At 42.4% G+C, this 15,268-nt stretch carries 12 protein-coding genes; all 12 read right to left on the minus strand.

Annotated elements, in window-relative coordinates; genetic code table 11:
- Window positions 1-16: 16 nt before the first annotated feature.
- Complete coding sequence (locus AC04NP_RS24045; protein ID WP_482862548.1) at window positions 17-3,604, minus strand: SusC/RagA family TonB-linked outer membrane protein; 3,588 nt, start codon at window positions 3,602-3,604, stop codon at window positions 17-19.
- Between the two features lie 120 nt (window positions 3,605-3,724).
- Complete coding sequence (locus AC04NP_RS24050) at window positions 3,725-4,753, minus strand: FecR family protein (RefSeq protein ID WP_482862549.1); 1,029 nt, start codon at window positions 4,751-4,753, stop codon at window positions 3,725-3,727.
- A 107-nt stretch (window positions 4,754-4,860) separates the two neighbouring features.
- Window positions 4,861-5,454 (minus strand): RNA polymerase sigma factor, encoded by a 594-nt coding sequence (locus tag AC04NP_RS24055; RefSeq protein ID WP_482862550.1) that lies wholly within the window; start codon window positions 5,452-5,454, stop codon window positions 4,861-4,863.
- A gap of 180 nt (window positions 5,455-5,634) precedes the next feature.
- Window positions 5,635-5,844: a hypothetical protein gene (locus tag AC04NP_RS24060; RefSeq protein ID WP_482862551.1), complete on the minus strand. Its 210-nt coding sequence runs from the start codon at window positions 5,842-5,844 to the stop codon at window positions 5,635-5,637.
- Between the two features lie 26 nt (window positions 5,845-5,870).
- On the minus strand, window positions 5,871-6,161 hold the full coding sequence (locus AC04NP_RS24065; RefSeq protein ID WP_482862552.1) for an RNA polymerase sigma factor: 291 nt from the start codon (window positions 6,159-6,161) through the stop codon (window positions 5,871-5,873).
- 118 nt (window positions 6,162-6,279) lie between these two features.
- A complete protein-coding gene (locus AC04NP_RS24070) occupies window positions 6,280-6,714 on the minus strand; it encodes a FecR domain-containing protein (protein WP_482862554.1) in 435 nt (144 codons plus the stop codon).
- Window positions 6,715-7,174: 460 nt separating this feature from the next.
- On the minus strand, window positions 7,175-7,915 hold the full coding sequence (locus AC04NP_RS24075) for a hypothetical protein (RefSeq protein ID WP_482862555.1): 741 nt from the start codon (window positions 7,913-7,915) through the stop codon (window positions 7,175-7,177).
- Window positions 7,916-7,948: 33 nt separating this feature from the next.
- Complete coding sequence (locus AC04NP_RS24080; protein WP_482862556.1) at window positions 7,949-8,947, minus strand: lipid A-modifier LpxR family protein; 999 nt, start codon at window positions 8,945-8,947, stop codon at window positions 7,949-7,951.
- Window positions 8,944-9,567: a TetR/AcrR family transcriptional regulator gene (locus tag AC04NP_RS24085; protein WP_482862557.1), complete on the minus strand. Its 624-nt coding sequence runs from the start codon at window positions 9,565-9,567 to the stop codon at window positions 8,944-8,946. The genes AC04NP_RS24080 and AC04NP_RS24085 overlap by 4 nt, the downstream gene beginning before the upstream one ends.
- A 27-nt stretch (window positions 9,568-9,594) precedes the next feature.
- The gene (locus AC04NP_RS24090) at window positions 9,595-10,920 is read right to left on the minus strand and encodes a TolC family protein (protein WP_482862558.1); all 1,326 of its coding nucleotides are present in this window, start codon (window positions 10,918-10,920) and stop codon (window positions 9,595-9,597) included.
- A gap of 10 nt (window positions 10,921-10,930) precedes the next feature.
- Window positions 10,931-14,098: an efflux RND transporter permease subunit gene (locus AC04NP_RS24095; RefSeq protein WP_482862560.1), complete on the minus strand. Its 3,168-nt coding sequence runs from the start codon at window positions 14,096-14,098 to the stop codon at window positions 10,931-10,933.
- A gap of 7 nt (window positions 14,099-14,105) precedes the next feature.
- Complete coding sequence (locus AC04NP_RS24100; RefSeq protein WP_482862561.1) at window positions 14,106-15,227, minus strand: efflux RND transporter periplasmic adaptor subunit; 1,122 nt, start codon at window positions 15,225-15,227, stop codon at window positions 14,106-14,108.
- Window positions 15,228-15,268: the final 41 nt, after the last annotated feature.

Below are 15,268 nucleotides of genomic sequence, written 5' to 3' on the forward strand. Positions count from 1 at the left end.
TAATGTCTTATTTAAATCAGAATTTCACATTAATATTAAATCCATAACTTCTGGTACTTGGATAGGCCATTTCCTCCACACCCGGAACCGGGCTGTTGCCTTCATAAGTCAAAGTCTCAGGATCAAAGTAACCCTGGTCGGTCCAAAGTTTCAGGTTTCTTCCCACCAAAGAGATACTTTCTGCTTCGAAAGGGAGCGCCGAAAGAATGACTTTTGGGAGCTGGCAGGTCAGTTTAACCTCTTTTAATTTGACAAATGAAGCATCAAATGTTGAGCTTTCTTCGTGGTTACGATCGTAAAATGCCTTGTAAAAGGTTTGTGCAGGTGTTCTTGCATTGTCCGGAAGCTGCTGATAATCGGGATTTTCACTTGTTCCTGCATTGTAAACCCCATCAGGTTTAACACCCCCTTCCCGGCCGATGGCAGTTATGTCAGTATTGCCGGCGGTAGTGGCGATAGCAAACATTCTTGACACCACTACACCTCCTTTTCTCCAATCAAATAAAAAATCAAAGCTTAGCCCTTTCCAGCCAAATTTGGCCCCTGAACCTAGTGTAAAATCCGGATTATAGTTACCCAAAAGTCTGAGTTCCGGATCTGGTATTGGTAAAGGGATAGAATTTGGATCATTGGGGTCCCAGTTGTAGATGATTTGACCATCTTCGGTTTTTTGAAATCCGGTGCCATAAATATCCCCCAAAGTCCCGCCTCTTCTGCTTATGGCAAACACTTGTGCTTCCTGCCTGGTGTTTACTGCTGTTGCAGCATAAACATAATCATCCTGATCATCCAGTATTTCAATCACCTTGCCTTGATTTTTGGTGAAGTTGGCAAATATGTCGACAGTCAAACCATTGGAAAATTCTAAAATCCTGCTGTTAAGCATAAGTTCGACGCCATAATTTCTGATTACACCTCCATTTACGAAACGGCTGGCATACCCACTGGATCTGGAAACCGGTAAGCTGATCAACTGATCCTCGCTTCTGGTGTTGTAGTAGGTGGCATCAAGATTAAAACGGCCACTAAAAAGCCTTAGATCCAAACCAATTTCCCAGGATTTTTGCCTTTCGGGCCTTAGGTCTTGGTTAGGCAAATCATCCTGTTCAATGGCTGTTTGTGAGGAGCCATAAGGAATACCGAATTCATAAACAGATACCAGGCGATATGGGTCCGTATCATTCCCGACCTCTGCGTAACCACCCCTGATTTTTACGAATGAAAATGGTTCCGGCAGATTAAAAATATCCGAAGCAATGGCACTGATTGACACAGATGGATAAAAATACGAGTTGTCAGATTCCATATTGCCATCAGGATTGGTCAGGGCACTGGACCAATCATTCCGTCCTGTAATGTCGAGAAAAAGGTACTCTCTGAAGGCAATTTGTCCTAAACCGTAAATACTGTTTATTCTTTTTTCGGTATCAAACTGGGAGGTAACCAGGGGAATGCGGCTATTCGATAGTGTATATAATGCGGGCACCGATAGTTCATTGGCAATGTTACTGGTAAAAGTATTTACCCGATGCATACGGTTGGCCCCGGCCGAAAGCGTAAACCGGACTTCACTGCCGGTATTCCGTTCGTAAGTTAAAAGTACATCTGAGTTTGTTTCCTGGAAGAAAACATCATCTTCCCGGTACATACCGAATGGAAACCTTTGCGTACTGTTTGCCCTTTTACTGATCCGGTTGTCATAAAAAAAGTCCGTTCCGGTTCGTAACATCAAGCTTAACTCACTTGTAAATTGAAAATTGAGGGCAATATTTCCAAGGAGACGGTTTTTTGCAAATCCATTAGTATTTTCAAAGGCTGTCATGTATGGATTATCGTGCCACGCACTGTTGTAATTAAATTGCTGAATACCCTCGAACCCTCGTTGCCAATATTCCTTTAAAGCATCCGTATCCACTTGTCTCCCGTACCACGCAAAAGCATACATCGGATTTTCAGATCCATAACCCATCGACGGCCGGTTGTCAGATTCACCATTGAGGTAAGAGGCCGTTATCCTGGCACTAAACATATCGTTGAATCGATACCTTGTTTTCAAACTAAAAGTATTTCTGGTAAGGTCATTGTTTGGCGTTACACCTTTGGCATCCATTCGGGTGTATGAGAGTCTGAAATCCCCTTTTTCGCTACCCCCGGAAATGGCAATACCCGGGGTGGTGGTGACACCGGTTTCAAAGAAATCTTTGACGTTATCCGGCCTTGCCAGCCAGGGTGTGGGGGTAATTGGAGCACCCCGCCGGGCGAGCCAATCCCCGCCCCTCAAAACTTCCCCATCCGGCCCGACTGATTGGCCGTCAAACTGAGGAATGGAACCTGTAGGCCCAAATTCAGGTCCCCAGCTAGTATCTTCACTATCTTCTACTCCTCCTCCAAGGCCATCCTCATAGGAAAATCGACCTCCTGAACCCTGGCCATACCGGTTTTGCCAGTCGGGAATGACAAGGACATTTTCAAATGTGGTGGTAAAATTAAAAGTTACATCAAGTCCTTTGGTCATTTTACTTTGCTTGGTGGTAATCAATATGACACCATTGGCCGCCCTGGATCCGTAAAGTGCGGCTGCATTCGCCCCTTTCAGAACAGTTATGGAGGCAATATCATCGGGGTTTAATTCGGAAGCGCCATTACCGTAATCCACTTCCTGAGGCCCGGAACTCGAAGGTTCGGTGATACTGGGGTTTGTGAAATTATTAATTGGCACCCCATCTACAACAAACAAAGGCTGGTTGTCGCTACTCAATGAAGTTTCCCCCCTGATAATTACCCGTGCAGACGATCCAACACCCGAATTCCCCTGAATAATATTAACACCAGCCAGCCTTCCGCTCAAAGAGTTTAAATAATTATGATCCCGAACTTTTTCCAGTTCATCTTCTTTAACTTCCTGGACTGCATAACCTAGCTGTTTCTCCTCCCTTTTAACGCCCAGTGCCGTTACAACTACCTCGCTGAGTCCAAGTGCGTCACCCACGAGGCTGATACTGATGTCGGTTTGATTGGCAACCGGGATTTTCAGTGTTTGATATCCTACATATGACACGGATAAGACAGCATTTTCAGGAACATTTAAGTTAAAATTACCGTCCACGTCAGATACTGTTCCAATTGAGGTTCCTTTTACTGAAATAGTTGCACCGGGTAAGGGTTCACCATTTTCATCTGTGACCTTTCCCGTAATCGCAATGTCAGGGGTGTTTTCTCTTTTTTCCTGTTTTAGGGACTTTTGTTCAAGGGCTTTTGTAACCGATATGTTGGTGTTGATCTGCTTAAAATTCAAACCGCTTTGCTCACCGACCTTTTTAAGAATGTAAGCTACGCTTGTATTATCGAAATTAAGAAAAAATCTTTCCCTGGATTCGATGACGTTTTCGCCATAGATAAAGGCAAATACCGTTTGCTCCTCAATGGCATGAAATACCTCTGTCAGCCTTGCATTTTCAACATGTATATTGATCATTACTTTTTTAATGCTCTGGCTACTGGAAGTGCTGGCAAACAAAATCTGCAAGGCTAATACCTGTACAATAAAGACATAAAAGGCTTGCTTTGATGCGAACATCAATATTTTTAGTATATTTGATTTCATTTAATTAATGGATTAATTATTTGAATAGAAAGGCTCATTATCTGTTGGTGCAGGGTGGGTCTTTTTAGTTTTATATTCCTGGTTTTTAGTTAGGCTCCGGTTTTGATCATAGGCATATTTTTAGTTACAGGGCTTTCCTTCTAAAGTTACTTTGTCTTCATCTATGCGATATTCGATTCCTTTAATGTACTTGATACTCTCCAGTATATTGACAAGGTTATCGCTGTTGTATTTACCGCTTATCAGGCAATCGCCTAAGGCTTCGTTTGCAAAAACTATTTCAATATTATACCACCTTTCCAGAATAACGACAGCTTCCGAAAGTGTGGTTTTATCAAGCCTTATCTCATCATTTTTCCAGGCAAGGAAATGAGCCGGATCAACTTTTTGCTTTACCATCTCTCCCGAAGAGGTGTGATAGGTCACCTGATGATTGGGAGTAAGGATTTGGCTTCCGGCTGTTCCCTTTTGGTTCCTGGTTTTCACTAAAACCTTACCTGTTGCTACTGTCACTGCTATTTCATCTTTCTCCGGATATGCCTGAATGTTAAAAGAAGTACCGAGTACTGTGGTACTTAACTCGCCGGTTTTAACAATAAAAGGCTTGTCCGGATTTCTTTTTACCTCGAAAAACGCCTCTCCCGTTAGTGCTATCTCCCTGGTATCACCTGTGAATTTTTCCTCAAAGCTTACAGCGCTTTCAGCATTCAATTTTATGATGGAGCCATCACTTAATGTAATGGTTGCCCTTTGGCCTCTTTGTGTGGTTTTTGTAACGTGGTGGATGTGCGTTATATCCGATGCTGTTTTATATATGGCCAAACCCATACCTAAAATTATGATCACCGAGGCCGCCACTTTAAATGCAGTCTTGTAAAAAGACCTGGTTTTCAGGGTTTTATCCTTTTCCTGTCGTTGAATTTTATGAATAACGTTATTCAGTTTTTGCTCTACTTGCAGGGATTCTGTGGTAAGGTCAGGCGCCGGCAAATTGTTCAGACAATCGTCCATTAGCTCTTTTACCTCATATTCATTTTTTCCATCCTTCAAAAGCTGAGATAACACTTTGAATTCTTCTTTGGTGCAAGTATTGTCCATATACTTTCTGAAGAGCTCATTTAATGTTTTTATGTTACCGGAGTTACTCATCTATCAGTAGTACTACTTCCGAAATGACACAGGACTAGGTGTCATTTAATTTTTTTAAAAATTTTCTTGAAAGCCGGAGTTACAACAAGCAAACACGGCTAAGCCTGTCAAACCGGTAAAGCAAGTATCAAAAGTAAAATTGATTTCTTAGAGAATTCTTCGCTTAAGATAAGGTAGGATTTTAATGATTTCAGTGCTTCAATCATATGATTTTTAACGGTATTTTTAGAGATTCCCAACCGATGGGATATTTCTTCGTGGGTCAGCCCGTTTTCCCTGCTTAGTTTGAATATAAGCTGTTTCCGGGGTGGTAAAGTTTCGATGGCCTTTTTGGTAATCCGCTTACAATCCTCAAAAAGAATGGCTTCTTCCGTGTTATTTTTGATAAGTTCCAATTTATCCCAGAGCGCCTCTGTCAGTTCATCATGTCTTATGGCTTTCTTGAGGTAATCGAAAGCCATGTTTCGGGTAATGGTAAAAAGAAATGACTTGAAAGAATTTTCGGTGTTTACTTTGTGCCGTAAATTCCAAAGCTTAATAAAAACTTCCTGCACAATTTCTTCGGCATCATGTCTGGATTTCACCATTTTAATGACAAAATGAAGGAGCCTGGGATAATATTTCCGAAAAAGCTCACTGAAAGCACCCTCACTTCCATTAACAAAAGCAGATATAGTAGCTTTTTCTGATTCTCGGTTCATTTTAGGGAAAAAAAATCTTGTAAATCCAAATAAGCCGGATTTACTTTTGAGAATCCAGTATTACAGATTAAGTTTTTTTTAAATTAATGTTATTTGAGTTTGTTTTGGTTGTGGGACTGTTCAATAAGGTTGGTTATCAGCAAAAAAAGTAGTATTAATGCTAATCCCCAGGTCTTTTTTTCATCCCCTTTTTAGTGATAATAAGAACAACACCATTTGCCGCTCTGTACCATACAAGGCTGAGGCAGTTAGCCCTTTAAGAATGGAACCCGACTCGATGTCATCAGGGTTGATTTCGGCGGCACCGTTTCCGAAATCTGCTTCCTGCACCCCTGACTGCACTTCAGTGGTCAGGTTTACTACCGTTTGGTTATATAATTGGAATGCCATCTACTACAAACAGGGGGGAATTATTATTAAAAGAAGAATCGCCTCGTATAGTTATCCTGGATAAAGACCCCACTCCGGTAGGGCCATTGATATCTGTACCCCGGCCACCCTGCCTGAAAGATTGTTAAGAAAATTAGGATCTTTACAAAAATATCATGAATTACATCATCGGATAACTCAGGGGACTTGCAGATCTTCAATACAAATGGATATAGCTGATATACATACCTTTCATACAATTTATGAAAGGCCTCCTGATCACCATTTTTCAGGGCAATCAGGAGATAATCATCATTTCTATTTCGGTTTGACTCCAAATGAAGAATTTTTAACAAGATCCAGGCCATACAAACTTTCCCGGTAGCGCTGGTACAATTCATCAAAAGCAGCCCATTGCCCCTCCCTAAGTGAAGCTATTAGTGTTTTGTCTGTGCATCAAGCAAAAACCTTCACTGAAACTTTTCCGGTAAAAAGTTCTACCTCTATCGAGGGGCTATCTTCAAAGGATTTGATATTAAAAGTGGTTTCTAAAACGTTTTCAATCAGGTTATTAGCATACACAATAAAAGGTTTTTCAGAGTCTTCCGATACCTCGAAACAGGTCTCACCATATAATTGAATTTCCCGCTTGGTATATCTGCTAAAATTATTCATGTGCTGAATTACTGATCCTGGTTGCAGGTATATGTTACTATCATCTGCAAAGGTGTATCTAAGCACATTTTTGGAAGTATTTATTTTGCTGACCAATCGTATTTTTGATTTTATAGCGCTTTCTTCAATCGTATCACGCTTCGATGGATGATCAACTATCGACGTTTCGGTAGGTTGAAAGGAATTTAAAAAGCAGACCGCGGCGACAATAAGCAAGGTAACCGCATCAGCAATTTTTAAGGATAGTGATAAAATCCTGACCCTGTGGGACTTCTTCTCGAGCTTATTTATACTTTCATCGATTCTTGAAATTTTAGGTATTTCTGATCATTGTTTTCAAATAATTATTGATTCTACTTTAATTAAGGCAGAAACTCAGGCGAGCGGAGGTATCACGAATACTTCCACTCCCGGCTTTTTTTCGATTTGTATTAAATACCGGGAGAAAAAAATCAAAGACATCACAAAGCCACTTAATCGCTTTTTTTGTATCATTACATGCTAATGTGTGGATAAATCTCGATTTAGTTTCCATATTTTTTTTCTGCTAAATTCCACATGCTTCATTCAATAGTCTTATAAAATGGCTACATTTTAGCCATTTGGTATACCGTAAATGGAAACTGAATTGCTTTTTCCCCTTAGTCTGAGGGTAGTCAGGTATTGGGGTAAAAAATTAATAAAGCTCAATCATTCTCCTTTTTCTAATTACGTCTTCGTTTTTCCATGTAAGCACAACTTCATCAACAACATATTGATAGATTTGGGCATCGTATTTTTGAAGCACCTGGTTGAGATCGTTAAAGCACTTTTGTAAAAAACGGCTGTACTTTACATGACCAAGCCTTTCTGCGATTCCAGTTGAATTATTGAGGTCCAGGAACATAAAGGTACGGTCTTCCTCGATAGGCATCCTGTATTTACCCATAAGATAATTGAAAATAATACCATGCCCAAACCGGTTGCCAATGGCCCTGAAAAAGTTTAAAGTAGCCCCCAATAACATCAGATAAATGTAAAGCGAAAGGAAAATGTCAGAATCAATATAGCGCCATACTTTTTTAAACGCTTCAGAAGGATGGTCACCATGCAGAATCATGGCAACCGACATGTGTACAATCACGGCACTTGTGATAACCACCAGTGAAAAAGTAAAGAATTTCAGTAAAAAAAGCTTAACCCTGTTAAGACGGCCCGATAACTTCTGGAATAAACTGAATTCCAATAAACCAAAACCTACCCCAATAATAATACCTGCCAATGTAGGAATTATCCAATGAAAGCCATGCTTTTCCAACAACATCTGGTTATTTTGCTCATCCAACCCGGAAAGCTTCAGGAAAATATAGAGGTTGGCCCCCACAGTAAAGCCAATGATCAAAATAGCGGCATATACCTGTTTCGGATACCGCTTCAAAAAGCGTAAAAATTTCTTGGTAAACCTCATCGCCTATAACCGGTAAGCCAGCAAAATACGTCCGAAAAAGTGACTGTCACCATTGGTGATATCACCTGCGGAGTAGTGATAACTTATTTTACCAGACCACCTTTTTTTTAAGTAATTTATACTCATTTGTGCAGTAGGTGTCATGTTATTTACCTCTTCCGCATTCAGGAAAGTATCTTCTTTGAACAGGTTGCCCTGGAGTGTGGCATCGTAAGCAGTAAGTTTAACCCCAGGCCCTATCTCAAAAAACAATTCATATCCATCAGGCGGTGATAAAATTGCGTTGTCCAGGGAAATCGATTGTGAAATCGGCAAAAATCTGCCGATCCGGAAGTTAAATTGCGGCCAAAAAAAGGTATAAATATTCCCAACTGCCGCAGAAACGGTAAGGTAGCTGTCCCAAAGGTCCGTCGTACCCAGCAATTTTCTTGAATAAGAGGTAACCATATTTATTCCTGCCTGATTAGGTATCTGTTCATCCCAACCATCCACAAAGCGATCGCCGGAGATATGCTCATGAACCCAGTTTTGTATATCACCTGCACGGGCTGCCGGCCCAAGTACGCCCGCTTGAAGACCCATTTTAAATACAGCATTCCCGAAAGTATATATCGTACTAAATTCGCCATATAACCACCCTGCAAAAGGTCTTCTTAATGTTTGTTCCGGGTTGTTTTCCAGGTAGTTGGGTGTATACGCCTTTAAATTTATGCTAAAATGAAAAAAGTATCTGTTACTGGACGGTGCCACCCGCCTGAGAAAATTCTCTTGATACGGCACATAGCGAAGCCCCAGGTTCAGACCGTAGGTATAGTATTTGTCGGTGTGGGTATAAGCTACAAAGAGGTCATTGTCAGTACCTACTTCAATTTCGAATCTATAATTGATACTATCCCTCTTATATAAGCTTTCCTGCCCGAAAACATGGGTAAAATTAACGGTTAACATCACCCATGGCAGTATTGTCATCACAAAGCGAGACATCTTATCTGCTTCTTTCATTTAGCTTTTACAAATTTTGATCGCTGCGGAGATCTTTTTCCGCCACTAGATTTTTCAAAAAAATCATAGGCCTGACCGTAAAAAGGCACAACGATCTGTCTAAACACTTTACGGTCGATTCCATCCGGCTGCCCTGACACAGATAGTAGCAACAATGTCAGGAAGGAGTCAAGAATAAGCCCAGGTTGTGCCCGGTCATTATGGTTAACGAAACTATTCAATATTAAATCGATAATCTGGCTCTTTTTTTTATTAAAAAGTTGAATTTGTCCTGGTCTTGATAAAATGTCCCGGTAGAACACACTTTCAGCCTCCTGTGATCGCCGGGTTATTAACCTGATACAGTGATCCCATTTTTCGGCGTAGCGGATATTGCAGGAAAGTATAATGGCAAGATGTACATATATTTGATTAATCTCCTGTGCAATACAGGTGTTGACCAGTTGATCCTTACTTTCGAAATATCGGTATAGTGTCTTCTTAGAGATACCGGCTCCGGAGGCAATGTCGTCCATGGTTATTCTTAGAAAGCCATGCCGTATAAACAGCTCCCGGGCCAGACCGGTCACTACTCGCCTGTTTTGATTGTTTGATATTCCTTTTGCATCAATTGCTTCCATAACAGGATAAATTTATAAAGGGTTTTACTATTTTGTTAATCTTCCACTTAACTGCAGTAAGGTGATTTCAGATTGTTTAACGTTGTAGGCAAGATCGTTAATCCGGTTCCTGGCTGATGAGAGGTTAAGTTGTGCTGTTCTCAAATCCGAAGCGTCAACAAGCCCCAGAGCGTAATCTTCCCTGGTTTTCGAGTAATTTCTTTCGAAAGTCTCCAGGTTAGACACTTCAATTCGTAACTGTTCTTTGTTGTTCATGTATTGGGCAAAAGCATTGCTTAATTCCCTTTCCAGGTTGAGGCTGGTGTTGTTGAGGGCGGTTTTTTGTTGGTCCAGCTTTATTTGTGAATTTTGACGCCGGATCCGGTTCGCCCCGCTAGTGAATACCGGCCAACGCATCGTTATCCCGACGTTGGGTCCCTGAACAGTATTGCTCAGAATGAAATTGGCATCATCCTCCGTATCGAAATAGGTATAGTTGGCATACCCCTGAATTCTGGGAAAATAAGAAGCCTCACTGATTTTCACTTCATAAGTGACATCATTGATGGCCATCAGTGAAAGGTTGAGCCTTGTATTGCTTATTTGCATTTCTTCTTCGAGCCGACCGTATTGAAGATCGTTGCTCAGGAGTATGTCTTCCCGTACGGTGAAAACCTGATCCAATGGTTGTGCCAGGACCAGATTGAGGTTTCTGCGGCTATTTTCATAAACTAAAATGGTATTCCGGTAATGGGCACTGTCTGTCTTCAGATCTACCGCTGCCTGCAACCTTCTCACGGAATTGGTGGTGCCAAATTTTGCATCCTCCACCAGCCGTTGCCACCGGTCATACGAGATCGCAATGTTTTCTTCATCAATGGCTATTCTCGATTGCAACCTCGCCACCTCCAGATAGGCTGAAACCGTTCTGGTAATTGTTTGTTCAGTAACCAGGGTGAGCTGTAATTCGCTCATCCGGTGGGTATTTTTAAGTTGCCTGAACCTGTATTTCCCTCTGAATCCCTCAAAAATGGGGAGGTTAATCTGAGGCTGAAGCAGTAAATCACGAGAGGTGCCATCCAGTTCTACAGGGGCATTGTTAGCTTCCCCGGGTGCCAGCCCGAGGGTTTGTGTCTCGGCTTCTGCATACCCCCACTCAAAGCTCGTATTTATTTCCAGGGATGGCGCCTGGCCTGAAACCGCCCTTGATACATTGTTTTCATTCATTTCAACATTGTATTTTTCCAGTTTGATATCGTAATTGTTTTCCAGGGCAATACTGATTGACTCCTCAAGGGTCAAAAGCTTCTGTGAAAAGCCGGCACTTGCCAGAAAGCACAACGATATGCCTGTTATGATGCTTTTTAAATCCATTTTTTTCGAGTTAATCATTGAGAATATACTTCAGTTTTCTAACAGCCGGCTCTACTTCGGCCGGGGATAATGCTTGCTTTTTTATTTTGTGATACCACAACTGCCTGAATTTATTGGTGATCATTAAAAATACCGGCAGTAATATCAACACATTGAATATTCCGAAACCGAGGCCATAGGCAATCGCTATAGCCGGCCCCTTTAAAAACTGGGCGCCAAGGCTGCCAGAAGCAATCAAGGGTGCCAGACCGGCAATGGTTGTGATCGAGGTGAGGATAATAGGTCTGAATCTCGACCTGGCTGTTTCGGCTACCGCCTCCACAAACCCCACGCCTGCCTTCAAAAGATCGTTGAGCGTGGACAGGAATACCAAAGCATTGTTTACAAATACCCCGATAAGCGCAATTGTACCGATGAGTGAAAAAATGCTAAGCGGTGTATTATGTATCCAATGGCCAATAATAACTCCTATCAATGCAAAAGGGAAAAGGGAAAAAACCAATATACCTTGAGAAAATGAATTACAGTTGACGACAATTAAGGCCAGAATGAAAATTAACACAATAGGGCCAACCACTGAAATCGCCTTTAACAGTTTGAAAGACATCCTGTTTTGCCCCTCGACCGAGTAGGAAACCGACGGGTATTTTTGCAAAATAGCCGGCAATACATTTTCTTCAACGGCCGCAATAGCTTTTGGTGCCGAAACGTTTATGTTCGCCACATTCGCTTCTATACGGATTTCCCTCCTGCCCCCGAGGTGATTAATGGTAAGGTTTCCAACACCTTCTTCCACATAGGCGATATCACGAAACGGATATTCGCGACCATCCGGGATTCTTATGCGCATGTCCAGCAATTGATCTTTAGAACTTCTTCCCTCCCCCGGATATCTGACCCAAATCTCAACTTCCTCATCTTCCCTTTGCAAACTCTGGGCTTCCAACCCGAAAAATCCGGATCGCACTTGTCTCATTACATAGGCGAGGTTGAGTCCCAGCAACTCTGCCTGCGGTTTTAGCTTAACCCGGAGTTCCTGAATACCCTCCATATCATTATCAGAAACATCTTTTACCTCACGCATTCCCTGCATCCCAGCCTTCAGTTCGTCCTTGGCTTTTCTGAGATCATCCAGGTCTTTACTTTTCAACGCAAATGAAACCGGCAGACCAAACAAAGATGCCGAGGCCCCCAGTCCGTAAATCAAACGGGTTGCCTCCGGGATGGGCGGCGCTTCAGCCCTGATGTCATTGCTCAATTGAAAAGAACTGATATCCCTGATTTCACCATTTAAAAAAGTCACTTTGAGCTCGCCCTGGTTATCCAGCGGCCCGGTTATCTGTTCTACAAACCGCACGACTTTATCACCATCTTTTCTTTTGGAAGAATATACCTCATCAACCCGCCAAATGGCTTCCTCGATGGCCTGCAGTTTGCCTTTGGTAACCTCCACAGGGGTTCCGGGAGGCAGTTCGAGTTCTATGAAAATGGCATCGTCGTCAAGGTTGGGGAAAAATGTAAAATTGACAACCCCAAACCCTACCAGGCTAAGAGAACCAGCCAGTAGAGCAATAAAAGCGATGAATGTCAGCACTTTCGGATATAATTTACCTACTACGTTCCTGTTGAATATGGGCAGGTACACTTTGTCTCTCAGGAATGTCATGAGCCCTGTAGCCCATTTTTCGATTTTGGTAAGCCTTGTATTACCTCTTAAACCTTTGGAGTGGGCAAGGTGGGTGGGTAAAATAAAAAAGCTTTCAATAAGTGCTACAAAAAGCACAGCGATCACCACAAAGGCCACCTCTCCAAAAAACTCTCCGGCCTGTGTGGGCAGGAATAAAAAAAGTGAAAAAGCGACTGCTGTGGTGGACAGGGAGATCAACACGGGCGTAATCATTTCCATGGTGCCATCCAAGGCCGCTCTCAGTGGCTTCTTGCCTTTTTCTTTGGCATGTTGATAAATGTTCTCGCCAATAACCACACCATCATCCACTAAAATTCCCAGCACAAGAATAAACCCAAACAAGGACACCACATTAATGGTAGCCTCATAAATATCGATCATCACAAACATGCCGATGATTGCCACCGGAATTTTTAAAGCCACCCACATCGCCAGATACCGGTCCAGAAATAAGGCCAGTACCAAAAGCACGAGCATCACGCCCACGATACCATTATTTACCATGGTTTTAAGCCGGTTGGTTAGGTTCACTGTTCCATCTTCAAGCACATTCAACTGAATACCATCATGGGAGGCATTGAAATTTTCAATATACTCCCTGACAAAGGCTGCATTATCCAGGATGTCTTCCGAAGTAAGCGTATACGTATTGATTACCACAAGCCGCTCACCTAGCAAATACCGGGCTGAGGGGGCATCTTCAAACTGATCGGCCATGTCAGCCACATCTTTGAGATAGACAATTTTGCCGTCACTGTCGGCCCTGACGATAATGTTTTTCAAGTCTTTGGCAAAGTAGCCTTTGTTTTCTGCCTTGATGTTGATATTTTCATTTCCGGTCTCAATATTTCCTCCAAAGGTTTCCAGATTAGAGTTGCTAATGGCGTTTTTTACTTCTTCCATGGTAAGGTTGTAGGCTCTCAAGTCATTTTCCCTGACACGGATTTCTATTTCCTCATCAGGTACACCATCTACAAATACCTGTGAAAGCCCGTCTTGGAACAGCAGGTCGTCCCGGATTTCTTCGGCATAGTCTTTCATCGTTTGCAACGGCACGTCTCCCACCAACCCCATGCTGATGGTAATGTCCATGGGATCCCTTTTTTCGACCGTAGGGGGTTCCACACCCGCGGGAAAATTGTTGATCTTATCTACCGCATTTTTTACCTCCACCAAAATCTTGTCCGCGTCTGCATATTCTTCCAGTTCCACTTCAATGGTAGCCTGATTATCCTGTGACGTGGAAGTCACCCTGTCAATACCCATAATACCTTCCAGATTGTCTTCAATCTTGACCGTAACGCCCTCCTCTACTTCACTCGGACTTGCACCGGGATAAGGGATGCTAACATCGACAAAGCGAACTTTTTGTTGTGGCAGGTTCGTCTTTTGCGTTTGGATCAACTTTAATATCCCGATCCCTACCAACAGGAAAACAAACAAATTGACAAGCGTGGGATGTTGAATTAAATATTTAATGGTTCCTTTCATGACTTATCTATTTTGAAATAGCCTTGGCGCCCAGTACAGGAGATAAAATCCGGTCTGTGATCACTGCCTCACCATGAGACAGGCCTTGAACGATGACTGAATTTTGCCTGTATTCAAGCGGCTTTACATCTTTTAATCTGACCACCGAGTCGCCAATGGTGTACACCTGGTTTTTCCTGGTGAGTACATCTTTTGGAATTTCCACAGCATTAGCAAAAGATTGGGTCGGGACAAGGGCCTCCAGATACATCCCCTCCCGGAGATTTTTTCCCTTTACCTTTAGAAAAACTGCAACCGCCTGCGTAGAAGGGTCGATGCTTTTGCCGAAACGGTCAACCCTGGCAGTAAATTTTTGATCCAGGTTTCGCGCGTATAAGTCAAGAGATTGCCCTATGGTTAGATAGGCTAAATCAGTGGCAGAAACTGCGGCTTTTACCTCATAAACATCCGTGCGTATAAATTCGCCTAGTTTAACCCCTGATCTTATCAGGTCTCCGGGATCAACCTGAGCTGTGGTAACGGCGCCATCAAAAGGGGCATAAACCGTAAAATCCTTAAGTATTTCCTCCTGGCTTTTGAGGTTATAATACAAATCAAAGATATTGTTGGCAACTAAAAAATATCGCAGTTGCCTGTCGGTCACCTCGGGTAATTTCGGAATAGGCTTAACCACATCCACTGTCGACAAATAAGCATTCCATGCTTCAAAATAAGCGGGGTAATCAAATTTCAGGTCAGACATAATCCGTACCAGGGCGTTCATGAACTGACTTTTTTGTGCCGCCAGATTATAGCTGAAATCGGTGTCTTCAATGGCTATGAGCACTTCTCCGCGTTGATAGCTCACCCCTTCTTTAAAGGGTTTGGCAGTAGTGACGGCTATACCCTGTACCTGGGCAATCACGTGAATCTTTTGCATAGCGATGACACGGCCGGTAATGTTGAGACTTCGTTCTATTTCTGCCGGTTCAACACGCATTGTATTAAAAGACTTGATGTCACTGGCAACGAGTGGCTGCTTGTCGCTTTCTTTTCCTGTGGTACCTGAACATTGTATAAATAGTGCAGGAATGGTTGCTAGCATTAAATACCGGATGAATATTCCGGTTTGCATTGTTAATTTTATCATTTTATTAAATTTTTTGATGTAATCATTTGATTAAATAAAGG

This window comes from Agaribacillus sp. DX54 (assembly GCF_056858335.1).

Coding starts and splice junctions, on each gene's coding strand:
- AC04NP_RS24045 (WP_482862548.1), bottom strand. CDS start 3,604: ATGAAATCAAATATACTAAAAATATTGATGTTCGCATCAAAGCAAGCC.
- AC04NP_RS24050 (WP_482862549.1), bottom strand. CDS start 4,753: ATGAGTAACTCCGGTAACATAAAAACATTAAATGAGCTCTTCAGAAAG.
- AC04NP_RS24055 (WP_482862550.1), bottom strand. CDS start 5,454: ATGAACCGAGAATCAGAAAAAGCTACTATATCTGCTTTTGTTAATGGA.
- AC04NP_RS24060 (WP_482862551.1), bottom strand. CDS start 5,844: ATGGCATTCCAATTATATAACCAAACGGTAGTAAACCTGACCACTGAA.
- AC04NP_RS24080 (WP_482862556.1), bottom strand. CDS start 8,947: ATGAAAGAAGCAGATAAGATGTCTCGCTTTGTGATGACAATACTGCCA.
- AC04NP_RS24085 (WP_482862557.1), bottom strand. CDS start 9,567: ATGGAAGCAATTGATGCAAAAGGAATATCAAACAATCAAAACAGGCGA.
- AC04NP_RS24090 (WP_482862558.1), bottom strand. CDS start 10,920: ATGGATTTAAAAAGCATCATAACAGGCATATCGTTGTGCTTTCTGGCA.
- AC04NP_RS24095 (WP_482862560.1), bottom strand. CDS start 14,098: ATGAAAGGAACCATTAAATATTTAATTCAACATCCCACGCTTGTCAAT.
- AC04NP_RS24100 (WP_482862561.1), bottom strand. CDS start 15,227: ATGATAAAATTAACAATGCAAACCGGAATATTCATCCGGTATTTAATG.